Origin of the sequence: Stenotrophomonas sp. 2694, from assembly GCF_040548715.1 — a bacterium.
Classification (GTDB): domain Bacteria; phylum Pseudomonadota; class Gammaproteobacteria; order Xanthomonadales; family Xanthomonadaceae; genus Stenotrophomonas; species Stenotrophomonas indicatrix.
On sequence record NZ_JBEPSG010000008.1, the window covers coordinates 104,783 to 127,590 of the forward strand.

Annotated in this window: 30 protein-coding genes and 1 tRNA gene; 11 read left to right on the forward strand and 20 right to left on the reverse strand. The window is 65.0% G+C overall.

The window, feature by feature from the left end:
* The first annotated feature begins 29 nt into the window (after positions 1 to 29).
* The gene (locus ABIA73_RS12030; protein WP_354275839.1) at positions 30 to 1,496 is read left to right on the forward strand and encodes an MFS transporter; all 1,467 of its coding nucleotides are present in this window, start codon (positions 30 to 32) and stop codon (positions 1,494 to 1,496) included.
* A gap of 84 nt (positions 1,497 to 1,580) precedes the next feature.
* Here ABIA73_RS12030 and ABIA73_RS12035 read toward each other — a convergent pair whose 3' ends face one another.
* The 5 genes from ABIA73_RS12035 to ABIA73_RS12055 all read right to left on the reverse strand — a co-directional run bounded on the left by ABIA73_RS12035 (position 1,581) and on the right by ABIA73_RS12055 (position 4,943).
* Positions 1,581 to 2,033: a PA2169 family four-helix-bundle protein gene (locus ABIA73_RS12035; RefSeq protein ID WP_032952113.1), complete on the reverse strand. Its 453-nt coding sequence runs from the start codon at positions 2,031 to 2,033 to the stop codon at positions 1,581 to 1,583.
* A 211-nt stretch (positions 2,034 to 2,244) separates the two neighbouring features.
* Positions 2,245 to 2,742 carry an Ohr family peroxiredoxin gene (locus tag ABIA73_RS12040; RefSeq protein WP_025879021.1) on the reverse strand — a complete coding sequence of 166 codons (498 nt, stop codon included), beginning with the start codon at positions 2,740 to 2,742 and terminating at the stop codon, positions 2,245 to 2,247.
* Between the two features lie 32 nt (positions 2,743 to 2,774).
* Entirely contained in the window at positions 2,775 to 3,542 is a 768-nt protein-coding gene (locus ABIA73_RS12045; protein ID WP_354275840.1) for an SDR family oxidoreductase, read from the reverse strand.
* A 115-nt stretch (positions 3,543 to 3,657) separates the two neighbouring features.
* A complete protein-coding gene (locus tag ABIA73_RS12050; RefSeq protein WP_059065230.1) occupies positions 3,658 to 4,689 on the reverse strand; it encodes a LysR family transcriptional regulator in 1,032 nt (343 codons plus the stop codon).
* Entirely contained in the window at positions 4,686 to 4,943 is a 258-nt protein-coding gene (locus ABIA73_RS12055; RefSeq protein ID WP_223483463.1) for a sigma factor-like helix-turn-helix DNA-binding protein, read from the reverse strand. The genes ABIA73_RS12050 and ABIA73_RS12055 overlap by 4 nt, the downstream gene beginning before the upstream one ends.
* Positions 4,944 to 5,087: 144 nt before the next feature.
* Here ABIA73_RS12055 and ABIA73_RS12060 point away from each other — a divergent pair, with 144 nt between their 5' ends.
* The 3 genes from ABIA73_RS12060 (at position 5,088) to ABIA73_RS12070 (ending at position 6,975) form a co-directional block, all read left to right on the forward strand.
* Positions 5,088 to 5,567 (forward strand): carboxymuconolactone decarboxylase family protein, encoded by a 480-nt coding sequence (locus tag ABIA73_RS12060; protein ID WP_025879025.1) that lies wholly within the window; start codon positions 5,088 to 5,090, stop codon positions 5,565 to 5,567.
* 35 nt (positions 5,568 to 5,602) lie between these two features.
* Positions 5,603 to 6,010: a cupin domain-containing protein gene (locus ABIA73_RS12065; protein ID WP_354275841.1), complete on the forward strand. Its 408-nt coding sequence runs from the start codon at positions 5,603 to 5,605 to the stop codon at positions 6,008 to 6,010.
* A gap of 83 nt (positions 6,011 to 6,093) precedes the next feature.
* A complete protein-coding gene (locus ABIA73_RS12070; protein WP_025879027.1) occupies positions 6,094 to 6,975 on the forward strand; it encodes an RNA polymerase sigma-70 factor in 882 nt (293 codons plus the stop codon).
* Between the two features lie 370 nt (positions 6,976 to 7,345).
* On the opposite strand, the gene ABIA73_RS12075 is transcribed toward ABIA73_RS12070, so the two are convergent.
* The 7 genes from ABIA73_RS12075 to ABIA73_RS12105 form a co-directional block, all read right to left on the reverse strand.
* A complete protein-coding gene (locus ABIA73_RS12075) occupies positions 7,346 to 8,299 on the reverse strand; it encodes an alpha/beta fold hydrolase (protein WP_032976695.1) in 954 nt (317 codons plus the stop codon).
* A 91-nt stretch (positions 8,300 to 8,390) separates the two neighbouring features.
* Positions 8,391 to 9,311, reverse strand: a complete 921-nt coding sequence (locus tag ABIA73_RS12080) for an MBL fold metallo-hydrolase (RefSeq protein WP_033832295.1) — start codon at positions 9,309 to 9,311, stop codon at positions 8,391 to 8,393.
* Between the two features lie 312 nt (positions 9,312 to 9,623).
* Entirely contained in the window at positions 9,624 to 10,688 is a 1,065-nt protein-coding gene (locus tag ABIA73_RS12085; RefSeq protein ID WP_354275842.1) for an alpha/beta hydrolase, read from the reverse strand.
* A 77-nt stretch (positions 10,689 to 10,765) separates the two neighbouring features.
* Positions 10,766 to 11,065: a hypothetical protein gene (locus ABIA73_RS12090; RefSeq protein WP_354275843.1), complete on the reverse strand. Its 300-nt coding sequence runs from the start codon at positions 11,063 to 11,065 to the stop codon at positions 10,766 to 10,768.
* On the reverse strand, positions 11,053 to 11,268 hold the full coding sequence (locus ABIA73_RS12095) for a hypothetical protein (RefSeq protein WP_025879033.1): 216 nt from the start codon (positions 11,266 to 11,268) through the stop codon (positions 11,053 to 11,055). Before ABIA73_RS12095 ends, ABIA73_RS12090 begins: the two co-directional genes overlap by 13 nt.
* 43 nt (positions 11,269 to 11,311) lie before the next feature.
* Positions 11,312 to 11,569: a hypothetical protein gene (locus ABIA73_RS12100; protein ID WP_223496722.1), complete on the reverse strand. Its 258-nt coding sequence runs from the start codon at positions 11,567 to 11,569 to the stop codon at positions 11,312 to 11,314.
* 97 nt (positions 11,570 to 11,666) lie between these two features.
* Positions 11,667 to 11,897, reverse strand: coding sequence for a hypothetical protein (locus tag ABIA73_RS12105; protein WP_139784961.1), 231 nt, complete (start codon positions 11,895 to 11,897; stop codon positions 11,667 to 11,669).
* Positions 11,898 to 12,064: 167 nt separating this feature from the next.
* On the opposite strand from ABIA73_RS12105, the gene ABIA73_RS12110 reads away from it, so the two are divergent.
* Positions 12,065 to 12,367 (forward strand): hypothetical protein, encoded by a 303-nt coding sequence (locus tag ABIA73_RS12110; RefSeq protein WP_025879036.1) that lies wholly within the window; start codon positions 12,065 to 12,067, stop codon positions 12,365 to 12,367.
* 17 nt (positions 12,368 to 12,384) lie between these two features.
* Here ABIA73_RS12110 and ABIA73_RS12115 read toward each other — a convergent pair whose 3' ends face one another.
* Positions 12,385 to 12,705, reverse strand: a complete 321-nt coding sequence (locus ABIA73_RS12115; RefSeq protein ID WP_080149919.1) for a hypothetical protein — start codon at positions 12,703 to 12,705, stop codon at positions 12,385 to 12,387.
* A 195-nt stretch (positions 12,706 to 12,900) separates the two neighbouring features.
* Here ABIA73_RS12115 and ABIA73_RS12120 point away from each other — a divergent pair, with 195 nt between their 5' ends.
* Positions 12,901 to 13,542, forward strand: a complete 642-nt coding sequence (locus ABIA73_RS12120) for a glutathione S-transferase family protein (RefSeq protein ID WP_059065267.1) — start codon at positions 12,901 to 12,903, stop codon at positions 13,540 to 13,542.
* A 120-nt stretch (positions 13,543 to 13,662) separates the two neighbouring features.
* On the opposite strand, the gene ABIA73_RS12125 is transcribed toward ABIA73_RS12120, so the two are convergent.
* Positions 13,663 to 13,989, reverse strand: coding sequence for a nuclear transport factor 2 family protein (locus tag ABIA73_RS12125; RefSeq protein ID WP_354275844.1), 327 nt, complete (start codon positions 13,987 to 13,989; stop codon positions 13,663 to 13,665).
* A gap of 87 nt (positions 13,990 to 14,076) precedes the next feature.
* On the opposite strand from ABIA73_RS12125, the gene ABIA73_RS12130 reads away from it, so the two are divergent.
* Together ABIA73_RS12130 and ABIA73_RS12135 are read left to right on the forward strand one after the other, a co-directional pair.
* Positions 14,077 to 14,421 carry a winged helix-turn-helix transcriptional regulator gene (locus tag ABIA73_RS12130; RefSeq protein WP_025879040.1) on the forward strand — a complete coding sequence of 115 codons (345 nt, stop codon included), beginning with the start codon at positions 14,077 to 14,079 and terminating at the stop codon, positions 14,419 to 14,421.
* Between the two features lie 128 nt (positions 14,422 to 14,549).
* Positions 14,550 to 14,870: a hypothetical protein gene (locus tag ABIA73_RS12135; protein WP_059065238.1), complete on the forward strand. Its 321-nt coding sequence runs from the start codon at positions 14,550 to 14,552 to the stop codon at positions 14,868 to 14,870.
* A gap of 18 nt (positions 14,871 to 14,888) precedes the next feature.
* Here the strand turns inward: ABIA73_RS12135 and ABIA73_RS12140 are convergent, their stop codons facing one another.
* A complete protein-coding gene (locus ABIA73_RS12140) occupies positions 14,889 to 15,557 on the reverse strand; it encodes a hypothetical protein (protein ID WP_059065240.1) in 669 nt (222 codons plus the stop codon).
* Between the two features lie 484 nt (positions 15,558 to 16,041).
* Entirely contained in the window at positions 16,042 to 16,578 is a 537-nt protein-coding gene (locus ABIA73_RS12145; protein ID WP_238582214.1) for a hypothetical protein, read from the reverse strand.
* Positions 16,579 to 17,163: 585 nt separating this feature from the next.
* Here ABIA73_RS12145 and ABIA73_RS12150 point away from each other — a divergent pair.
* Positions 17,164 to 18,567 carry a hypothetical protein gene (locus tag ABIA73_RS12150; RefSeq protein WP_154881117.1) on the forward strand — a complete coding sequence of 468 codons (1,404 nt, stop codon included), beginning with the start codon at positions 17,164 to 17,166 and terminating at the stop codon, positions 18,565 to 18,567.
* Complete coding sequence (locus ABIA73_RS12155; protein WP_154881118.1) at positions 18,564 to 18,713, forward strand: hypothetical protein; 150 nt, start codon at positions 18,564 to 18,566, stop codon at positions 18,711 to 18,713. Before ABIA73_RS12150 ends, ABIA73_RS12155 begins: the two co-directional genes overlap by 4 nt.
* 14 nt (positions 18,714 to 18,727) lie before the next feature.
* Here the strand turns inward: ABIA73_RS12155 and ABIA73_RS12160 are convergent.
* The 4 genes from ABIA73_RS12160 to dtd form a co-directional block, all read right to left on the reverse strand.
* Positions 18,728 to 18,803, reverse strand: a tRNA-Ile gene (locus ABIA73_RS12160).
* A 44-nt stretch (positions 18,804 to 18,847) separates the two neighbouring features.
* Positions 18,848 to 19,159, reverse strand: a complete 312-nt coding sequence (locus ABIA73_RS12165) for a hypothetical protein (RefSeq protein ID WP_025879046.1) — start codon at positions 19,157 to 19,159, stop codon at positions 18,848 to 18,850.
* A gap of 272 nt (positions 19,160 to 19,431) precedes the next feature.
* The gene (gene rpoD, locus ABIA73_RS12170) at positions 19,432 to 21,282 is read right to left on the reverse strand and encodes an RNA polymerase sigma factor RpoD (protein ID WP_032976684.1); all 1,851 of its coding nucleotides are present in this window, start codon (positions 21,280 to 21,282) and stop codon (positions 19,432 to 19,434) included.
* Positions 21,283 to 21,372: 90 nt separating this feature from the next.
* A complete protein-coding gene (gene dtd, locus ABIA73_RS12175; RefSeq protein WP_032976683.1) occupies positions 21,373 to 21,813 on the reverse strand; it encodes a D-aminoacyl-tRNA deacylase in 441 nt (146 codons plus the stop codon).
* A 61-nt stretch (positions 21,814 to 21,874) separates the two neighbouring features.
* Between dtd and ABIA73_RS12180 the strand changes: the two genes are divergently transcribed.
* The gene (locus tag ABIA73_RS12180) at positions 21,875 to 22,795 is read left to right on the forward strand and encodes a lauroyl acyltransferase (protein WP_059065246.1); all 921 of its coding nucleotides are present in this window, start codon (positions 21,875 to 21,877) and stop codon (positions 22,793 to 22,795) included.
* Positions 22,796 to 22,808: the final 13 nt, after the last annotated feature.

A 22,808-nucleotide genomic window follows, 5' to 3' on the forward strand; every position in this document is an offset into this window, starting at 1 on the left:
GCCTTCTTCCTTCCCCACCCGAGTGCCCGGTGTCTCTCTTCCCCCGCCGCAGACCGCCCAACTGGATCCTGATCATCGCCTCGCTCGGCTGCACGATGACGGTGCTGGAAACCAACGCCGTGGCCGTCGCCCTGCCGACCATCGCGCGGGATCTGCAGGCTGACTTCGCCGACATCGAATGGGTGATCAGCTGCTACATCCTGACCTTCACCTCGCTGCTTCTGCCCGCCGGTGCCATCGCCGATCGTCATGGCCGCAGGCGGGTGCTGCTGATCGGCATCGCACTGTTCGCCCTCTCATCGCTGACCTGCGCGCTGGCCCCCACGGCCAGTGCGCTGTATGTGGCCCGAGCGTTGCAGGGCGTGGGTGCCGCTTTCCTGCTGGCCCCATCACTGTCGGTGATCGGCCACGAATTCCACGAGGGCAAGCAACGCGACGATGCCTGGGCCTTCTGGGGCACGGCAATGGGCATGATGATGGTGCTCTCGCCGCTTATCGGTGGGCTGTTGTCCTCGCTGTGGGGATGGCGCTCGGTGTTCATCGCGATCCTGCCCTTCCTCGCCTTCCTGGCCTATGGTGCGATCCGCTGGGTTCCCGACACTGCCGACACGGTGGTACGCCCGCTCGATCCGCCCGGCATCATCACCTTCAGCATGGCGATCTTCGGCATCGTGTTCTTCCTCGTGGAAGGACTCGCGCAGGGATGGACATCGGCGGTGGCGCTGGCCGGCCTGGGCCTGGGCATCGCGATGGCCGCGCTGTTCACCTGCATCGAGCTCACGCGTCGGCATCCGATGGTCGACCTGCGGCTGCTTGCCAGCCCGCGCTTTGTCGGTGCACTGATCGCCATGGTCGGCTACGCGGTCAGTGCGCAGGTGATGGCCTCGATGCTGCCGCAGTACCTGCAGAACGGCGTCGGCCTGAGTGCGCTGGCCACGGGCGCCGGCATGCTGCCGTTCGCTGCGGCGATGCTGCTGTTCCCCAGCGTGGGCAGGCGCTTGGGCAGACGATTGTCGAGCGGGATGGTGCTGGCCATCGGCCTGTCCATCACTGCCGCCGGCAATGCGCTGGCCGGTGTCGGTGCATGGCACAACCAGCCGACGGTGGCGCTGCTGGCGATGGTCATCATCGGCGCAGGCGGTGGCATCCTCAACGGCGAAACATCCAAGGCGATCATCGGTTCGGCGCCCCGCGACCGCGCAGGCATGGCCTCGGGCATCAGTGCGACGACGCGCTTCGTCGGCATCCTGCTCGGCTTCACGGTCCTCTCCAGCGCCCTGACCGTCGGCATCCGCGCCGGACTCTCAGCACGCGTTCCTGCAGATGAAGTCATGCGTCTGGCCGACACCATCGCCACCGGTGCACTGACCCGAGGAGCCCAGGTTGATCTGGCGCGGGCGATCTACAGCCAGGGCTTTGCCGCGTCCCTGTGGACTGCCGCCGCAGCAGCGACGCTGGCCAGCCTGGCCGTTGCCCTGCTCAGGCCACGCGCCTGATCGCAGATGGCAGACGCAGAAACGACCAGGGCAGCACTGGGCTGCCCTGGTCGCGGCGATGTGGGGGACGATCGCCGGATGCGATCAGGCAGCCTTCATCGCATGCTTGCGATCGCGCATGACCGAGTGGCATTCCTGCACTTCCGGCAGCCACTGGGTTACTTCCTGGCGCACCGCCGGCGGCAGGTCGTTGTCCTTCAGCACGTCCTTGAACGCGCCCAGCAGGCGATCCTCGGACTCTTCAAGTTCGGCCACGTAACCGTAGTTGGTGTCACCGAAGGCCGCGCGCACCTTGCCGTAGAACTGCTGCATGGAACCGACCATGGTGCCGTGCTCGGCCGGCTTGCCGCCGGTAGCGGCCACCGAGCTGCTCAGCGAGGACACGATGCGGCCCTTCACGCCGGCGATGCGGACGAACAATGCCGACAGCTCGGCATCCTTCACCTTGGTTGCGGCTTCCTCGTAGAAGGACTTGCCATCACGTGCGATCTCGATCAGGTCGTTGAGGCGATGCTCGATGGTGGACTGGGTGCTCATGTGTAGTCTCCTCTGGGGGGAAAAAGGGCAACAGTGGAATCCGTTGCCTGCGAGCCCAGACTGGCCGACCGGGTGTGGTTCGCGGGTGAGCATCGATTGATGCGGTGATCATGCTGCCCAACGGCGCCCCACCCACTCACGCGGGCGACGCGGTGTCTTCACCGCATCTGAATCCTGGCAAATGACCTGCCCGATCATCCGCACCGCATGTCTAGTCCACCGCTACCCGCACCACGTGGCTGATGCCCCGATGGAACATCTTCGCGTACGGACAGACCCGCTCGGTGTTGCGCACCAGTTCGGCTGCACGTATCGGGTCCATGCCAGGCAGGCACACCACGATCTCGGCCGACAGCAGGTACAGGCCGTCCACGGGATCTCGCGCGAACGTCACCGCTACCTCGATGCTCGGCTCGACCAGTTCCATTCCTGCACGCGCAGCCACCAGCACCATCGCACCGTGGAAGCAGCCGGCGTAGCCCGCCGCCAGCAACTGCTCGGGATTGGTACCGCCACCGGGTCCACCCAGCTCAGCAGGCAACCGCAGGTCCACTGACAGCGCACCATCATCGGACCGCACCACGCCCGACGCCCGGCCATGCTGTGCCACGCCACCACTGACCCGCACCCGTCCGGTATACAGCGGGCGCACCTCATCACCGTGGTACTTGTCGAGCACCGTGTGCGGAGGCGGTTTCAGCCCGGTCATCGCAGGTTCCTGCTGGGAGCGTCCACCGCCGATCAGGCCGGCTGGCCCTGTGCCAGCCCGGACTGCTGCAACCAGCGCTCGAAGCCGATCGAGCCGAGCCATGCCTGGCCCACCGGCACCAGCGTGTCCTGCTGCAGCTGCGCACCGAAGTAGCGCGCCTGGGCATCGCCAACCACTTCACGCGCGTCACCGGTTGCCTGCAGGAAGCGCTGCGCCAGCACCGCCATCGATTCGCGTTCCGGGCCGGCGATCTCCACCACACCATTGGCTGGTGCCTGCAGCGCGATGCGCGCAACCGCATCGGCCACATCCTCGGCGGCGATCGGCTGCACTGCGGCGGTCGGCAGCTGCAGGGTCTGGCCGTCACCGGCTGCCTGGAGGATGCCCGGCAGGAACTCGAAGAACTGTGTCGAGTGGATGATCGTGTACGCCAGGCCCGAATCGCGGATCAGGCGTTCCTGGGCGATCTTGCCGCGGAAATAGCCGCTGGCCGCCAGCTTGTCGGTACCCACCACCGACAGCGCGACATGATGGCGTACGCCTGCCTGCGCCGCGGCCGCCAGGATGTTGTGGCCGGCCGTCACGAAGAACGACAGCACCGCCGCATCTTCGAACGAGGGCGAGTTGGCCAGGTCGACCACTACCTCGGTGCCTGCCATCGCAGCGGCAAGGCCCTCGCCGCTCAGCACATCGATACCGGTGGAGGGTGCAGCGACGACGACCTCATGGCCGGCCGCATGCAGGCGATCAACCACCTTGCTGCCGATGCGGCCGGTGCCACCGATGACGAGGATCTTCATGACAGGTCTCCTGGAACGTGGAAAGTTCGGATGTGGCTGCATGCTAGGAACGCATTGGCCGGCGCAGTAGATCCGCAGCGGGCCACGCACTGTTGCCGCATCGGCACCAATGCGGTCATGCCCAGGCCGGGGCCGCATCGCGCTGCGCTGCCGCCTGCTGCCGCGCTTCCCAGTGCGAGAACACATCCAGATCCAGCGCGCGTATGCGCTGGGTGCTGAAATCGATGAACGCGCGGATCCGCTTGGGCAGCTGGCGTCGGCTGAGATAGCACAGGTAATGGCCACGATCGTGCGGCGCGTAGCGGTCCAGGCAGGTCACTACAGCGCCTGCGCGCAACGCATCACTTACCTGGTAGCTGGGCAGCTGGGCGATCCCCAACCCGTCGATCACTGCCTGCAGGACAAGATCGGCATCATTGAACACCACCTCCGCCGGCGGCTGCAGATTCACATCCTGGCCGTCCACACGGAAGTCCCAGCGCTGCAGGCGCCCACCGGGAAGGCGTCGACCGATGCAGGCATGGCTGGACAACACTTCGATGGTGTCTGCCAGGCCATGCGCCTGCACATACGCGGGCGATGCACAGACCACCAGCTGCATCGGCACCAGCTGCTTGGCGATCACCTGGCTGTCTTCCAGCACGCCATCGCGGAACGCCACATCGATGCGATCGGCGGCCAGGTCCGGTGCCTGCTCGTCCAGCAGCAACTCCACAGAGACCTCTGGATACTCCGCGCGGAACGCAGACAGCAGCGGCGCGATCACCCGGCGTCCGAAGCCATGGGTCGCACTGATCCGCAGATGCCCGCGCGGCGGTCCCTCGCGCAGGTCGCGCATTTCGTCCAGCGCCTGCAGGATGCTGGCAACGCCCGGGCTGCAGCCCTCCAGGAACAGCTCGCCTTCGCGGGTGAGTGTTGTCGAGCGCGTGGTGCGCAGGAACAGGCGCACGCCCAGTTGTCCCTCCAGCTTCTGCACGCTGCGGCTGACGGCCGAACGACCGATGCCGAGGCGATCACCGGCGCGGGCGAAGCTGCCCTCGGCGGCTACCGCGATGAATGCCAGGACCCCGGCATAGCTGGCGGAAAAGGACGCCGTGAGGGAATCGCGGCCGTCGCTGGCCAGACAGGACTGCGGCATGACATTCATGGTGTTCCGGGCTCCTGGAAGTCGCGTCGGGCAAGCAGGTGGGCGCGTGCATGGGCCAGTCGCTGGCGGCATGCGGGCAGCTCCAGCCCCAGCAGCGGCGCTATGTCTTCAAAGCCCGCGCCCAGCACGTCATGCAGCAACAGCACGGCCCGCATGTCCGGTGGCAGTTCGTGCAATGCGGCAAGGAAGGCCTGCCAGACCCGCTCACTGGCGGGGCAGGCTGCTGCGCGGTTCGGGGCGGATGAGGTGTCCATGCCCGGCAGACGGGCGAGCATCCGCCGCTGTGACAGGCCATTGGTGTTTTTCGTGCAACACCGTGCAGCCCTGCCCTCGCCTACCGCCCCGCGTGCAGCGGGCCTAGCCTCGCTGCGTCCCTCAACTCCCATCGGAACACCGTCATGAGCCAACGCCTGGACTACGCCGCACAGTCGCCCGAACTCTTCAGGAAGCTCGGCACCTTCTCCCACGCCGTGCACAACAGCTCGATCGAAGCGGCCATCATCGACCTGGTCAACATCCGCGCCTCGCAGCTCAACGGCTGCGGGTTCTGCCTGGACATGCACGTGAAGGAAGCGACGATCCGTGGCGAGCGCGCACTGCGCCTGCACCATGTCGCGGCGTGGCGCGAATCGAACCTGTTCAGTGCGCGCGAACGGGCCTGCCTGGCGTGGACCGACACACTTACCCACCTCCCAGCGCAGGGGGTTGCGGACGACGTGTATGAGCGCGTGCGTAGTCAGCTGTCCGAACAGGAAATCGTCGATCTGACCTACGCGGTGATGGCGATCAATGCCTGGAACCGCGCCAACGTCGCCTTCCGTACGCAACCCGGCTCGCTGGACCAGGCCTTTGGCCTGGACAAGGCCGGTCTGGCCTGAGCGTCGACTGCACACTTCCCTGCTGGAGACCTGCCATGCGTTCTCTCCGTTCCCTGGCGCTGCTGGCCCTGCTGCCGTTGACCAGCATCGCCGCCACACCGCCGCCCACCGCGCCCGAGCCCATCGTGCGCGAGGTCATGACCCGTCCGTTGCCGGAACAGCCGGGCAAGGAAGCACTGATCCTGAAGGTGCAGTACCCCCCCGGCGGCGCCGATCCCGTGCACCGGCACGACGCCCACGGCTTCGTCTATGTGCTGCAGGGCCGCATCGTGATGGGCGTGGCCGGCGGCCGCGAGGTTACCCTCGGCCCGGGGGAGGCCTTCCATGAGGGCCCGGACGATCTGCATACCGTCGGCCGCAATGCCAGCCAGACCGAACCGGCGACATTCGTCGTGTTCCTGATCAAGGACATCGGCAAGCCGGCGGTACTGCCACCACGCTGACCGCCACCGGTCCGGGGCAGTACCCGCCACTCCCACAGGTCCGCCGGTGTCACAATCGGCGGACCTGTCCCGTCTCTGCTGGCATGGACGACCCCACCGCACTGTTCACCCGACTACGCCCGCGCCTGTTCGGCGTGGCCTACCGCATGCTCGGCTCCTCGCACGAGGCCGAGGACGTGGTGCAGGATGTCTGGCTGCGCTGGCATGGCGCCAACCAGCAGGACATCGAGAACGCCGAAGCCTGGCTGGTGGCCACCACCACCCGCCGCGCCATCGATGGCCTGCGCCTGGCCCGGCGCACGCGCGAGCACTATGTCGGCATGTGGCTGCCGGAGCCGCTGCTCACCGAAGACACCGGCACACCCGAGTACATGCTGGAAACGGCCAGTGATCTGTCGGTGGCCTTCCTCAACGTGCTGGAGCGGCTGGCCCCGGACGCGCGTGCCGCGTTCCTGCTGCACGATGTGTTCGACCAGGATTACGACGTGGTGGCACGCACGCTGGACAAGACCGAAGCCGCCTGCCGGCAGATCGTGCACCGCGCACGCCTGCAGCTGCGGCAGGAGCGACCGCGCTACAACGTGCCGCAGGACGTGCACCAGAAACTGATGCGGCGTTTCGCAGAGGCCATCGCCAATGGCGACTTCAGGACGATGAAAACCCTGATGGCCGAATCGGCCGTGCTGATCGGCGATGGCGGCGGCATCGTCACCAGCTTCCCGAAACCGATGGTCGGCGGCGCACGCATCGCACAGCTGCTGTACGCCCCGCACCTGCGGCGCAAGGACCAGCTGCGCATGGTGCCGAGCATGATCAATGGACGACTGGGGCTGCTGCGTTACTTCGACGACGTGCTGGAATCGGCAATGGCCTTCGATACCAACGGCGAGCAGATCGTGCAGATCCTGGTGCAGCGCAACCCGCACAAGCTGCAGGGCCTGAACCAGCCAACCTCGATCCAGTAGATCCACGCCATGCGTGGATGCGGTTGCCTTCATGCACAGCAAAGCCGCGCATGGCGTGGCTCTGCCGGCGGGCTCTCCACCCTGCGTCAATCCAGTAGATCCACGCCATGCGTGGATGCGGTTGCCTTCATGCACGGCAAAGCCACGCATGGCGTGGCTCTACCGGCGGGCTCTCCACCCTGCGTCAATGATGCGGTTGCCTTCATGCACATCAAAGCCACGCATGGCGTGGCTCTACTGGCGGACTTTCCACCCTGCGTCAATCCAGTAGATCCACGCCATGCGTGGATGCGGTTGCTCTCATCCACGGCAAAGCCACGCATGGCGTGGCTCTACCGGTCTCCGTGCTGGCTGACGGCTGCCCTTGTGGTTACTTCTGCTGCAGGAAGGCCAGCAGGTCCTGGTTGACCTTGTCCTTGTGGGTCTCGGTCAGACCATGCGGCGCACCCGGGTAGACGATCAGCCTGGCGCCCTTGATCAGCTTGGCCGACATCCGTCCCGCCACGTCGATCGGCACGATCTGATCGTCGTCGCCGTGGATCACCAGGGTCGGCACATCGAACTTCTGCAGGTCAGCGCGGAAGTCGGTCGCCGAGAACGCCGCGATCGAGTCGTAGGTGTTCTTCTGCCCACCCAGCATGCCCTGCGCCCACCATGCATCGACCATCGCCTGGTTGACCTTCGCGCCCGGTCGGTTGAATCCATAGAACGGACCAGACGGAATGTCCTTGTACAGCTGCGAGCGGTTCTCCAGCTGCGCCTTGCGGATGCCGTCGAACACTTCGATCGGAACGCCACCGGGGTTGTCTGCGGTCTTCAGCATGAACGGCGGCACCGAACTGATCAGCACGGCCTTCTTCACCCGTCCCGTGCCATGGCGGCCGATGTACCGCGCCACTTCGCCGCCGCCGGTGGAGAAGCCCACCAGTGTGACGTCCTTCAGGTCCAGCGTATTGATCACCGTGGCCAGATCATCGGCGTAGTGATCCATGTCGTTGCCATCCCAGGGCTGGCTGGAACGACCGTGGCCACGGCGGTCGTGTGCGACCACCCGGTAACCGTGGTCCGCCAGGAACATCATCTGCGATTCCCAGCTGTCCGAATCCAGTGGCCAGCCATGGCTGAAGGTCACCACCGGCCCGTTCTTCGGGCCCCAGTCCTTGTAATACAGCTGCACACCATCGGCGGTGGTGATGGTGCTGGCGGTGCGCGTGACAGCGCTGGGCGCGGACGGGTGTGCCGGCGCGGCGGCCTGGGCGGACAGGCCCGCCTGCATCGACAGGGCCAGGGCAGTTGCAGCGAGGGTGCGGGTAACGGTGTTCATGGTGGACCTCCAGCGGATGGGTGGGTTTCGACAGGGGCTACTTTGCGCCCCTATCCGGGACCATTGGTGACGTGAAGTCCAGAAAACTTGATCAAAAATCCCAGAACGCCGGCACCCAGCGGAACGCCTCGCCGTCGCGGGACACGCGGCCCACCGACGGGAACGGCAGGTGCGTGGCCACCAGCATCTCGCCGGTGCCGGCCAGCGCATTGAGCAGTTCAATGCGCACCCGCGCCGCTTCCTCCGGGTCGTGCTCGAAACCGTTGTGCCAGTTCGGTTGATCAAAACCGACGGCGAACACGGCATCGCCAGCAAAGGTCAGCGCCTGGCCCCCCGAAGCAACGCGCACCACGCAGTGGCCCGGCGTGTGGCCGCCGGTGCGGCGCGCGACTACGCCCGGTGCGATCTCATGCTCATCCTCGAAGGTGTGCACGAAACTGCCGTACTCGGCCCAGAAATGCGTCGCCGTTGCGCGAAGCGCGTCCGGGAATCCCTGCGGCATGTTGGTGCGGGTGAAGTCGGGCGACTTCCAGAACGCCACTTCCGACGCCGCAACGTGGATCTTCAGGTCCGGCCGCAGCTGTGCTTTCACTCCGTCCACCAGCAGGCCACCGATGTGGTCCATGTGCATGTGCGTGATCACTACATCGGTGATCTCGCGCAGGTCGATACCGGCAGCGCCGAGGCGACGGATCAGCTGGCCGGCGCGCGGCAGCTGCAGGTCCGGGTCCATGCCCAGGCCGGCGTCGATCAGGATGGTGCGCTCACCGCTGTGCACCACCATCACGTTCAACGCCCAGTCGAACGCATCCTGTGGCAGGTACATCTCGTCGAACCATTCGGCGCGCTCGGACGCCTGCACGTTGTGGCCGAGCATCTGCGTCGGCAGCGGCAGCACGCCGTCGCTGACCACCAGCACATCGATATCACCGACTTTCAGGGCGTAACGCGAGGGAACAAGCTCGTCGAGCGCGGGCGCGGCAGGGGCAATGGTGTTTTCCAGGCTGAACATGAGGCGATCTCCACGAAGGTTGGCTGGCAGGCAGTGAAGCAGGGCCGGCGGACAGTTCCGGGGTACGCCTTCGCACGGCGCAGGGCATGGCGTTGCCGGGCAGCAATGCCCTGCAGCACAGCGCCGCTGGTTCGATTGAAGACGGGATCCACGAGCTGTCGTGGCCCCGGAGCACGGCAAGGGCCGTGTGGGATCAGCGTAGGCAACGCAGGCAGTGCGCAGTAGACCCGCAGGCGGGCTCGCGGCGTTGCCTTTTGGGAAGCAGTGGGCGACGTGGTTCCCGCCCACCGCCTGCCACCCGGTGGGCTTCGCTCAGCCGCCCTTGCCCATCAGCCAGCGGATGGCCTGTGGGAACGAGGTCTTCCAGTCGTCCGGATAGTAATGGCCACCCTCATGGGTACGCGACCGGAGCTCGTTGCCATCGCTGAAAAGGGCGCGGAAATCCGCGCTCATCTTCTGGTTCGCCGGCCCTTCCTGCTCGCCGTTGATGACGAACACCCGCTTGCCGTGCGCGCTGCTCTGCGTGGGCACCGGCTGGCGCCAGCCACCCGGCGACACCAGCAATGCGCCGGCATAGTCATCCGGATGCTGCGCCAGCAGCGCGCCGGCATGCTGCGAGCCCTGCGAGAAGCCCATCAGGTACACCTGCTTGCGGTCGATGCACTGGCGCGCGGCCAGTTGCTCCAGCCCCGCCTGCACCACCTTGTGCGTGCCCTCATACGGGCCGGTCCAGCTGAAGCTGTCGAACGACTCGCGCATCTCCGTACCGTTGATGCCCAGCAACACCACACCAGCATCGGCCAGCGGCTGCTCGCTGCTGTCCAGGTGGCCGTTGATGCCGTAGCCGTGCAGCCACACCAGCACCGGCGCACAGGCCGGCATCGCAACACCCTTCGAAGGCGGCAGCACCGAGATGGCGCCTACTTTGCCGACCGACACTTTCGCGTAGCGTGCCTGCGTATTGGCCAGCACCTGCTTGAAGAACGGCGTTCCGCGCAGGTGCTCGAAGTCATCGTTGTCGGCCAGCGCGGGCGCGAACCACATGCCACGCTCATCGGCTTGGCGCAGATAGCGCTCGGCCAGCGCATCGTCACCGCGGCGTGCGAACAATCCCGCTGCGTGGTACGGCGCCTGCGCCAACGTGGGGTCTTCGCGGGTTGCGGCCAGATAGAGCGCCAGCGACTGCAGCAGCGTGGCGTCGTCTTCCTCGGCCCGCTCCATCAGGTCCTGCGCATCGTCGGCATTGATCAGGGCATTCAGCACCGGGCTGATCGACTTGAACGCGATGGTCGAGGCGCTGTCCTGTTCCTCGGCGTGTGCGGTTGGCGCGCAGACAGCGAGCGCCAGGAAAACAGCAAGAGCAGACAGCTTCGGCATGGGGAATCTTCCGTGATTGCGGCAACGCGCGGGGCGCGCAGTCTAGCAACCTCCGGGCCGATCAGATCGCCCTGCGCTCAACCGTAGGCAGGATGGCTGCCGGTAAGCACGCCCATCGAAAACGCGTAGCCCGCTTCTTCCAGCAACAGCCGCATGCGCAGTTCCGCGCGCCGCGGGACGCACAACCCGCTCGGTGCGTACAGCGCATAGACGAAGCCGGCGCCTTCCACGTGCTCGCGGCGCACAGAACAGTTGTTGGTTTCTGCGGCATCGGACCACGCGGCCCGCAGCTTCTCCGGGCCGATGGATTGACCGTTGCGCAGGCGGAACGTCAGCCAGCGCACGCCCAGCGGCGGATGGTAGGTCAGGTTAGCCATTGCGCACCTTCAATACGGCGGCGGAGATGGTTCAGGACGTCCGGTTGCAGATCAGGATGCTCGTTGCGCGCGGACGCCGGCAGATCGATGCGGACAGCGCCGTTGACCAGCGCGGGGGGATCGGTGTGCAGGTCGATCCACCATCCATCGGGAAGGCGAAGCCCGCGTCCGTCCCTGTCATAGAGGTTGATCTGAAAAGACATGACGCTCGCTCCCATTGGAGTTCGAGCATACGCCTGCGCGATGTCACTCCAGACTGCGACCCGCAGACGCGGTTTCCTCGACCCGCTTGGCGCACACGAAAACGAACGCCTCGTCCTGTTGCACCTTCAGGAACGAATCCAGCCAGCGCGCCGCAGCACCGCGGTTGCCGATCACGCCCCCGAGTTCTTCGGTAAGGCAACGCGCGCACTCCATGCCACCCGGACTGGGGGCCTGGCAGGCGCGGCAGCGCGCCATCGTCGTCGTTCTTGCCGGACGGCACTGGTACATGATCTTCGTCATCAGGCTTACCGCACGGGCATGGGATGGCATCAGCGCTCTTCCCGAACGTTGGACAGAGGAAAGCCGCGCAACGCGCGGCCTCTTCTTCGCTTACTGCTCAGCGACGGCTGTCACGGCCCGGCTCGCTCTTCTGTTCCTGCCCGGACTTCTGCGGGCCGACCGGCTTTGCATCCTGCTGGACCTGCTGCTCCTGCTGGCGCTGCTTGCCGTCCTGCTTGCGGTCGCCGCCCATTGCGTTGCCGTCGGCCTGGCCCTGCTGGGCGGCCTGCTTGATTCCGGTCGGGGCGTTGGTGCGGTCGGTCTGGCCTTGCGGCGTATTGTTGTTCATGTCTTGCTCCACCGCAGCGATCTGCTGCAACGCCACTGTGGGCGTGGGCCGGTTACGCAGCTGCATGAAAGCCGGAGATTAATGAACGGGCACCATGAGCAGCGCTGCGCGCACACAGGCTCCTGACATGCACAGGTGTACGTTGGCGTTCCAACAGGAGAAGTCTCATGGAACGCATCACCAACAAGGACTTCGTTGACGTCGAGCGCGAGCTGCAGCATTGGCAGGCCGCGTTCCAGACGGGCGATCTGCCCGCCATCAACTTCCGCCACGAGGTCGCACCGGTCATCCGCCTGGCGTGCGACATCTATGTCCGCAACCCACATGGCACGCGCACGGCGTGGCTCACCGATCTGCAGTCACGGCTTGCGCTGCGCACCAGCCTGCGTGGCCACCCGGGGTCGGCGGAAATGGCGATGGGCTGCTGGGCGCGCCTGTCCGGGCCGGCATTGGCCCCGCAAGCGGGCTGACACCGGCTGCGCGCAGATCACTCCTCGCCGGCGAGCTGGTTGCCTTCCTGCATCAGCTGATCATTCAACCGGTTCACCAGCGCGATGACCGCATCGGCCAAGGCACGCGCATCGGCGATCGAACCGTGGAAGGCAATGCGGGTGCCCTCCACCCTCACTTCCGCCAATGAAAGCTGCGACGCCAGCGTCGCGCAGTGCTGCAGGAAGCGGCCGGTCCACTGTTCATCGGGTGCCTGATCGAGCAGCGCGGTGATGGCTTCATCGGCAGTCGCATCGACCTGCTGGTGAAGCCGTGGCACGTCGAACCCAACGATGCGCGGCAGTCTGGACGTGCTCACGTACTTCCCCAAGGGTGTGCAGGACGGCAGTATCGCTGCACCGACCCTCCCGGGCGAATCGTCCGACGTGAACCGTTCATCCGGGCCGGCGATGTCGGGCCCTCTGTCAGCGGAGGCGTGTCGATTCCCGAGCCGTCCGGGCGTCGAGAGAAGAAAGGCCGGCCAACGTGGCAGCCAACGCCGATGGACATCCTGATGACGCCGATCCTGACCGCATTCAAGCATTCCCCGGACCGTGGCCAGGGGCTGGCCCGCGACATGCGCGTGCGCTGGGCGCTGGAAGAGCTGGGCCTCGCCTACGACGTCCATCTGCTCACCTTCGAGGAGATGAAGCAACCCGCACACCTGGCGCGGCATCCGTTCGGTCAGATTCCCACCTATGAGGATGGCAACGTAGTGCTGTTTGAATCAGGCGCGATCCTGCTGCACCTGGCCGAACAGCACCCCGGGTTGCTGCCCGCCGATACGGGTGCGCGCATGCGTGCGATCACCTGGATGTTCGCCGCGCTGAACACTGTGGAGCCGCCGATCGTCGAACGCTCCATGGCGTGGGTGCTGGAACGCGAACAGCCCTGGTACGCGCAACGGCTGGTGATGCTGGACGAGCGCGTGCGCAGGCGGCTGAGCCAGCTGTCCGCCCGGCTGGGCGATGCACCATGGCTGGACGGAGACTTCAGCGCCGGCGATCTGCTGATGGTGTCGGTGCTGCTGCGGCTGCAGAGCAGCGGCATCGTCGGCGAGTATCCAGACCTTGCTGCCTACGTTGACCGCGCGACCGCGCGGCCGGCCTACCAGCGTGCCTTCGCCGCGCAGCTGGCGGTGTTCCAGAACCTGTAGCTCCACGCCGCTCCCAGTAGCTCCACGCCATGCGTGGAGATCGCCATCCATTGGCACTGCTACGCGTCAATCGGCTGCCATCCGCGTGCCACCCGATCTCCGGAAGCAACCGCCACTGGATCAGTGGATGTCCAGCGCGACGATGCAATCCCCTTCCAGGGTGAACGCGTGCGTCAGCACCACCGGGCTGCCCGGGAACGTGCCGCTGACCTCCGCAGACACGATGTGGCGACCGTCCTGCACGTGCAGCTGCAGGGGGACCACGTGTTGCTGGTAGGCCGCACGCGTCTGCGCCACCCAGGCGGCAATCGCCGTGTGTCCCTGGTGCCGCTGGCGCTCATCGCCCACCGTCGCGCCTGCGGCAAAGCACTGCTCCACGTGCGTTCCGGGCTCGCCATTGGCCAGCAGGAAATAGCGGGACAACGGCGCGGGAAGATCAATCGACATCGCAGGCACTCCAGGCGGGACTGGCGCTATTCTCGAACCGCACCCTGGCCGCCACAAGAACGCACCTGAAGGTAAGTGACCCACCCCATGAGAAAGGCCTATACCCCTGAGACCGCCGCCGCGGACGTGGCCAGTGCACTCGCACTGCTGGAAGGCCGCTGGAAGCTGTTGATCCTTTTCCACCTGTTCGACGGCAAGGTGCAGCGCTATTCCGACCTGGAGCGGCTCATCCCCGGCATCTCGCAGAAGATGCTTGCGCAGCAGCTGCGTGCACTGGAAGCCGACGGCATCGTGCTGCGCACGGTGTACCCGCAGGTGCCACCGAAAGTGGAGTATCGACTCAGTGCGTGGGGGCAGGCACTGTGCCCGGCACTGGACGCGCTGCTGCTGTGGCAGGAGCAGAAACCAGCGGCAGGCGAGCCATCGGCATGACCAACTTCAGCGCAGCCACCATGCTGCTGCGAATGGTGAACACCCCGTAAAACGGCCATCGCGCGTGCCGCCACGCGCACTGCACCATCACCTACGCTCAGGTTCCGCCCCCCGCCCGGAACCGGCTCATGCCCTTGATTGCCATCGCACTTGCCTCAGCACTGTCCGCCCTGCCCGACATAGGCTGGGAGCGCGAGCGGGCCGAAGATGCCCACCAGCTCATGCTGTGCCAGATCCACCGCGATCAGTTGGCCGATCGCGGGGAGAAGTCGCAGACCTACCAGCAAGCCAAGGCCGTCTGTGATCTGCTCGCCCGCGAGTACAAGCAGAACTGGGATTTCGACGCCAACGATGCGCTGGCGGCGGAGGCAGTGGATTTCTTCGACCTCCTGCAGCGTGGTGAGGCCACGGCAGTGCCACCGCGCAAGTCCGATCACGCTCTCGAGTGATCGCCGCCCTGTTGAAGATCAGAGAATGACGGCAGCAAACAGGCCGACAACCCCGATCGTCGTCAGCAGGAACGAGACCACTACCGAGCCGAGCGCACGCAGCGCTGATCCTCCATTCAAGGCCACGAAGGCCCGCATGCGGGCCCACAGGTACCACGCCACCGCCAGCGCGCCGATGGCTGGCGCGGTGAACGGGCCGGCCTGCGCCGGGGACGCGGCTGCCGCCTGCGCCAGCGCGAGTGCCACCACGAAGGGGCATGCGATGAACGCCTGGATGGAGAAAGGCTCGCGCAGCGTCTCGCGGTTCACGGGCAGCCGCTGGCGCCGAAGCGTGCCCAGTGCCGCACCCAGCGCGTACACGCAGAACACCGCAGAGCGGGTGAGCAGCAGCCCCTGCTCGCTGCTGAAAAGCAGCTGCCCCACCGGTGTACTGAGCCGGGGCGAGGACATGCGCAGCGCCATCTCCAGCGCATGGGCGATGGCCACCGACAGGATCAGCATCAGCACCGGGCTGATCGCATCGGAGAACCGCTGGTCCGAATCCTTGCCGAGCTCGCGGCGGGTGTAGAGGGCGACCTCGCCGGGGTGAATCATTACCCGCCAGAACATCCGCGGATAGAACACCAGCCAGCCGACCAGCTCGTAGAGGAATTCTTCCAGCGATCGCAGCAGTCGTATGAGGTCCATGACCGCCGTGGATAGCGTGCGGGGCGTGAAGCCGGGATCACGGGCGGGGCCTGCGCCTGCGATGCCAGCTGTCCCCCCCGACTTCTGGCAGTCACCCCCGGCCGATGCTTCTCGTAGCGTTCGGGCTGCCCACCTTCTGAGCCTGTGCGGGTACCGGACATGGCAACGGAACGTGCAATCAGCCGCAGCGCGGGTGCGGTGTACCTGCTGGTGGTGGTCATCGGCATCTTCAGTCTGGGCTATGTGCCGAGGCAGCTGCGCGTCGGGGCTGACCCGCAAGCAATGCTGGGCAACCTGGTGGCCCACCGGCAGCTGTCCCAGTGGGGTTGCCGCTTTCCTGGTCGAGCAGATCGCCTTCCTGCTATCCCTGAGCCTGTTCCGTCTGCTGCAGCACACGCATCGCGCCACAGCGGTGGCCGCGGGGTGACATTCGCACTGGGTCTGGTACCGCGCCTAGCTGACAGGTGGCCGTCTTCAACCCGCTTTACGAATCATGCTGTCGCAGCCAAGCGGGCATTGCCTGCGCATGTTCAGCAAGTCCCAGCTGACGTCGGGTCCGAGTGATCATGCTGGCGATTTCTGCTTCGAATTCAGCGCCGTTCTGCACACTGCAGAGAAGCGCCTCGCATCGGTGCTTGAGGTTGATCGCCCACGGCACGTCGTGCGGATCGGCAATGATCTTCTCGAACAGTTGCCTGCTCTGGTCAACCGCACCAGAAACGCCTGCCGCGACTGCCGCGTGGTAGTGGCCCCATAACGACAGGCCTGCGTTGGCTGCCATCCAGGCCTCCACATGCGAAGGCGATGCGAAACGCTCCCGCAATGCGAGCACCTCCTGCCCCGCGCGTTCGGCCAGGAACGTCGCCGCCACTGCGAACTGCGCGTCACTGGTGAATTCGTGGAAACCCTCGACCCTGTGGCCGGCATCGAATGACAGGAAGTCCTTCTCATTCCAGAGGAAGCACGCCCCAACGTTCAGATAACTTCCTTTGCTCCACGAAGACGGCTGGAATTCAACCATCCCGACCCACCTCCCCTGGTCGTCCAGCCAGACTCTGGAGCGCCCTTTCTGCACACAGCCCAGGGGGCGGAGATGGGTTCTGGCCGCTACGGTGATCAAGCGCGAATGTGCGGGTGCCGGCATTGGATGCATCCTTGCGTTGCGGAAGCTGCCAGGAAGCCTACGTCAGGGTGGTGCACAACGGGTGGCAAGGATGGCGGGCTCATCCTGGCATTGGTAATAATGACCGCGGACGCGGCCTATGCCGCTACATTAACCGCATGGCCTCAGCAGAAACCGGTGGGTCATTACAGTGCAGACTAACGGTTCGCGATAAACCACCGGGAGGGCTGAGCAATGCTGAGTGTGAGGCTTCAGGGAAGTGGCTGTGGACGGGGTGATATGCGCGAAACTGCCGGCAAGGCTTTCATTCGACTGGTACCCGTAGCTCCAAAGCCATGGGCTCTGTTGGCAGCCTTGCTCCTGTGGGCTCTCCTCACAGCAAACGCATGGGCCGGGACGCGTGATTGCCTCGCGTCCGGCCTTGAGGTCGACACAGCCATGTCAAAGGCGACTTTGCGTGTGACAGCGCGGAGTACGCCCAAATTGAACCTGCAGGAGTGGCAAGCGTCGAAGCGCTCCCGCTCGGACGAACACGTCTACACCTTGGATATCAGCAGGAGCCTGCTTCCCGAAGGAAGAAAGTATCCGCTGATCATCAGGTTGGCGCCCTCCACTGTCGCGATCAACCTCCAGCCCTTGATCAATCCTGATGATTCGCAGTTTGAACGCCTATGTGGCGATATCGATCCAGAAACCTCACAGCTTCCAGCAAGCTCTCCAGTGACGTTGTTCGAAGGCTACGCATTCTTCAGCGATGGGCGGCCAATACCAGTTCCAACGCTGCTGGCGGATCAAGGCGTGCCACAGGCGTTCAGGAGCCAATATCAGGATTGGCTGGAGAAGGCCCAGAAGTTCTATAGGCGTGCCCTGGGACCTGAGCCGCACAGCGTGAGCTCTGTAATCTTCTTGCTTGAGCAGGGCGCCAATACCCAGCAGGGCTGCCGCTTCAGCGGAAGCTCATTGCCCGGACTGCTGCTGATTGGCCTTCGTGCGGGCTGCCTGGACACCTCAAAAGGCTTTCCAAATGACTTGTCTCACTTCATTGCCCATGAAGCATTTCATCAATGGAATCAAGATGTGCAGATGATGGAGTCACTCCCGCAGGAAAGCAGAATTATGCTGCTCGAGGGCGGGGCAGAAATGGCAGCGAGCTTGTTTCTGTCGGAGGTGACCGGGAGTAAGGAGCAAGGGATCACGCGCGACGTAGGCGCAGCTGCGGAGTCATGTATCGACCAGGCAGAGTACAAGAAGCGACCATTGAATGACCTGATCAGTGGGGGCGAGTATCAACTCGCGTACTCCTGCGGGATGGTCTACACCTTCATCAACCTCATCCGGATAGATTCTGATCCAGCAGTCGCTCTGGGCACGTTCTGGAAAAGTACCCTGCAAGAGAACTCCTCGTCGCGTTTCAATGGAAGTACCGACTTCAATGAGGCATTCGGTGCGCGATCGCCGGTGCAGAACGCGATGATCGAACTTCTAGCCCAGAATGGCTACGCGCTTCGCGAAACGATCAGCGGCTTGAGCAAGGACCAGCAGTTCCGCATTGCCGCGGAACTGATGCGAGAGGTTTCACGCAACGACTGCCAAGGGAACTACGGCCTGTTTACCGGTGGCGGAGTGATTGTGCTTGATCCCGAAGTGAAGACCTGCAGCTCTCTGAGGCCTGGGGGAAAACCCGTGGCAGTAGATGGGTTTGATTTTAGAGAGCATGTGTTGGACGCGCGATCTGCATGGATTTCAGCTTGCCGAAATGGAGGAGCAGTGAGCATCGACTATTCCGACAGCTCCGCGAAACCGTCGATCGTGTCGTGCCAATCCCCCCCAAGATCCCTGTACACGCCGTTTCATCTTTCTCGAATCACGCCTAGGGGGCAACCATGATCGACGTACTCAACAGCGACGTATCTTCCCCGATTCAGAAGCTACATGAGCTGCAGGTCATCATCGGGATCACCGAGCGCTGCGGCAGTGAATTTTCCCGGCAATTTTTCCGCCGGCACAAAAAAGGCACTTGGGCCGCCGCCTAAGTGCCTGTTTTTTATGGTGGGCCCACCAGGATTCGAACCTGGAACCAAGGGATTATGAGTCCCCTGCTCTAACCGTTGAGCTATAGGCCCTGCGCAGCGTCACAGTGTAGTGGAGCACGGCCGGAGTCGGCTACTCAGTCGGCAGCAGCAAGCGCCTCGCCAACACGCTGCAACCGTCGCTCCGCCATCCCCGCCAACCGCTCCATCTCCTGCAGATGCGCCTGGAACAGCGCCACCGCCTTCATTGCGCCCTCCAGCCCCCTCCGGTTGCCACCGGCAAACCCCGCAACCAACTGTTCTCCCGATTGCGTCAGCAGCGCCAGCGTGGCCCGTCGGGCGAAGCCCAGCCGATCCTCCAGTTCGTCCTGCATGACGTCCTGCCACGTCATCAACGGCGGGAAATCCAGGGCAGCGACAACAGGCACATCATGTTCAACAGCCTTCATGGCCAAGCTCCAATGCTCAACAGGGGTGATGCCGCAGATACACGTTGCACGTGTCCCCGCAGCGCGTCCGCGCCGGTGCCGGTAATCCGGCCCGCCCACGAGGTGTGTTGAGCACCTGCGACGCCAGCGTGCGTCTGTCATCTCCGCACGTCAAAGGGCGGATGCGTCATCGCCAACCGCAGCCAAGCATGGCCACGGCTCCACACCGGATCCCCCAAAGAAAAACCCCGCCGAAGCGGGGTTTCTCTCAACACGTCAGCACTACCTGGAGATCAATCGATATCCAGGAAGCTGCGCAGCTGCTCCGAACGGCTCGGGTGACGCAGCTTGCGCAGGGCCTTCGCTTCGATCTGGCGGATGCGCTCGCGGGTCACGTCGAACTGCTTGCCGACTTCCTCGAGGGTGTGGTCGGTGTTCATGTCGATGCCGAAGCGCATGCGCAGCACCTTGGCTTCCCTCGGGGTGAGGCCGGCCAGCACGTCGCGCACGGTTTCAGACAGGTTGATGTTGGTGGTGTTCTCGATCGGGGACTCCACGTTGGTGTCCTCGATGAAGTCGCCCAGATGGGAATCCTCGTCGTCGCCGATCGGGGTTTCCATCGAGATCGGCTCCTTGGCGATCTTCATCACCTTGCGGATCTTGTCTTCCGGCATGTCCATTTCCTTGGCCAGCTCCTCCGGCGTAGCCTCGCGGCCGTACTGCTGGAGCATCTGGCGGGAAATGCGGTTCAACTTGTTGATCGTTTCGATCATGTGCACCGGAATACGGATGGTGCGCGCCTGGTCGGCGATCGAACGGGTGATGGCCTGGCGGATCCACCAGGTCGCATACGTGGAGAACTTGTAGCCGCGGCGGTACTCGAACTTGTCCACGGCCTTCATCAGGCCGATGTTGCCTTCCTGGATCAGGTCGAGGAACTGCAGGCCGCGGTTGGTGTACTTCTTGGCGATGGAGATCACCAGGCGCAGGTTGGCCTCGACCATTTCCTTCTTGGCCTTGCGCGCCTTGGCTTCGCCGTAGGCCATGGCACGGCTGAGTTCCTTCAGCTCGTCCAGGTCCAGCAGGGTGACCTTCTCGATGTCGATGGTGGCCTGCTGCTCGGACACGATCTGGTCCTTCACTTCACGCAGCGCCGAAGACCACTTCTGCTTGCGCTTCAGTGCGTCTTCCACCCACTCCAGGTTGGTCTGGTTGCCTTCCCAGGAACGGATGAAGTCCTTGCGCGGCATGCGGGCAGTGACGGTGGCCAGGTTCAGCACGCGGCGCTCGTGGGCCTTGATGCTGCCCATGGTGTCGCGCAGCTGCTTGGTCAGCACGTCGGTCAGCGGCAGCGGCAGCTTCAGGGTGACGAACACCGCCGACATCTCCTCGCGGAGCTTCAGCAGGTTCTTCTTGTCGCCCTTGGCGGCAGCCTTCTTGAAGGCGTTGAGGGCATCGCCCAGCGCCTGCATGCGCGCAGCCACTTCCTCCGGATCCGGACCGGTCGGTGCGGCTTCTTCATCGCCGCCGTCGACGTCGTCTTCTTCCTCGTCGGCGTCGGCATCGGCGTCGTCCGCGTCATCGGCCACCACAGCGGCCGGGGCCGGCACGTCGTCGGTCAGGTCGTTGAAGCCGACGATCACTTCGGCAAGGCGCTTGCGGCCTTCCTTGTGCGCTTCGTAATCGGTCAGCAGCGATTCGACCGACACCGGGAACTGGCCGAGTGCGGCCTGGACCTGGGACAGGCCTTCTTCGATGCGCTTGGCAATGGCGATTTCGCCTTCGCGGGTCAGCAGCTCGACGGTACCCATTTCGCGCATGTACATGCGCACCGGGTCGGTGGTACGGCCACCTTCGGTGTCGAGCGCGCTCAGCGCGGCGGCAGCTTCTTCGGCTGCGGTGTCGTCGACCTCACGGTTGCCCGTGTTGCCGTCGTTGAGAAGCAGGGTTTCCACATCCGGAGCAACTTCATGGACATCAATGCCCATGCCGTTGATCATGCCGATGATGTCTTCGATCTGTTCCGGGTCGACCATGTCGTCGGGCAGATGGTCATTGACTTCGGCATAGGTCAGGTAGCCCTGTTCCAGGCCCTTGCTGATCAGTTGCTTGATTTCGGATTGGGCAGGACGTTCGTTGGCCATGTAGTGCTCGCGCCACCGGCTAGGGGGAAATAGGGAACGTAGCATTATACCAGCCCGGGGCCCGGCCTGCCGGGCGGTGGTCCCGGCGGCCTAGGGCCTGAGGAGGAAGGTCACGGGACCGTCGTTGACCAGGCTGACGACCATATGGGCACCGAAGCGGCCCGTTTCCACCCCCGGCGCGTGATTTTCACGACAGATGTCGACAAATCGATTGAACCCGCGTTCAGCCTCCTGCGGCGGTGCCGCGCTGGTGAAGCTTGGCCGCATGCCGGAACGGGTGTCTGCGGCCAGGGTGAACTGGCTGACCAGCAGCAGGCCGCCGCCGGTATCACGCAGCGAGCGGTTCATTTTTCCGGCCTCATCTGCAAACACACGGTAGCCGAGCAGGCGTTCGGCCATCCGCTGCAACTGGGCCTCGGTATCGCCCGGCTCCATGCCGACAAGGGCCAGCAGGCCGGGGCCGATCTGCCCCACCGCCTCACCTTCCACATGCACGGCAGCCTGGCTGACACGTTGAATCAGGACGAGCATCGGCGGGCTTCCAGGCAAGGGGCCGGCCACGATAGCAGCGCCCTTGGCTAAACTGGGGCCGATGAATCCACACCGCAAAGCCCGGCTGGTCTACCGCGCCACCACCCTGTTCGCCCGCCTGCCCTGGCCATTGCTGCGCGGGTTCGCGCGCGCCCTGGCCTGGACGTGGGTGCGCCTCGATGCCCGAGAGAGCCGCGTCACCCGCCGCAACCTGGAGCTGGCCTACCCCGAGCTGGACGCACCGGCACGCGACCGCCTGCAGCGCGAACTGCTGCGCTCCACCGCCCTGCAGGCCATCGAGACCCTGCGCCTGTGGAGCCGGAAGCCCGCCGACAACCTGCGCCTGCACCTGAAGGAGCGCCACGGCCAGGCGCTGTACGACGCGGCCCTTGCCAGCGGCAAGGGCGTGATCGTGGCGGCCCCGCACTACGGCAACTGGGAGCTGCTGAACCAGTGGCTGGCCTCGCGCGGCCAGATCGCCATCGTCTACAAGCCGCCGGAGGACGAGGCCAGCGATGCCTTCCTGCAGATCGTGCGCGGCGGCGACAACGTGCAGCAGGTGCGTGCCGAAGGCCCGGCCGTGCGCCAGCTGTTCAAGGTGCTCAAGGACGGCGGTGCCACCGGCATCCTGCCCGACCAGCAGCCCAAGGCCGGCGACGGGGTGTTCGTGCCGTTCTTCGGCGTGCAGGCACTGACCATGACCCTGGTCAACCGCTTGGCCGAGCGCACCGGCGCAACCGTGCTGTATGGCTGGTGCGAGCGCATCGGCCCGGACATGGAATTTGCCCTGCACATCGCGCCGACCGACCCGGCCGTGGCCGATCCGGACCCGCACGTGGCGGCCACCGCGCTCAACGCGGGCATCGAACGCATCGCCCGCCGCGACCCGGCGCAGTACCAGTGGACCTACAAGCGCTATACGCTGCGGCCACCGGGCAGCGGCGAGGAAGACCCGTACGCGACCGACGAACATCCGCACTGAGAGCCGCTGCACC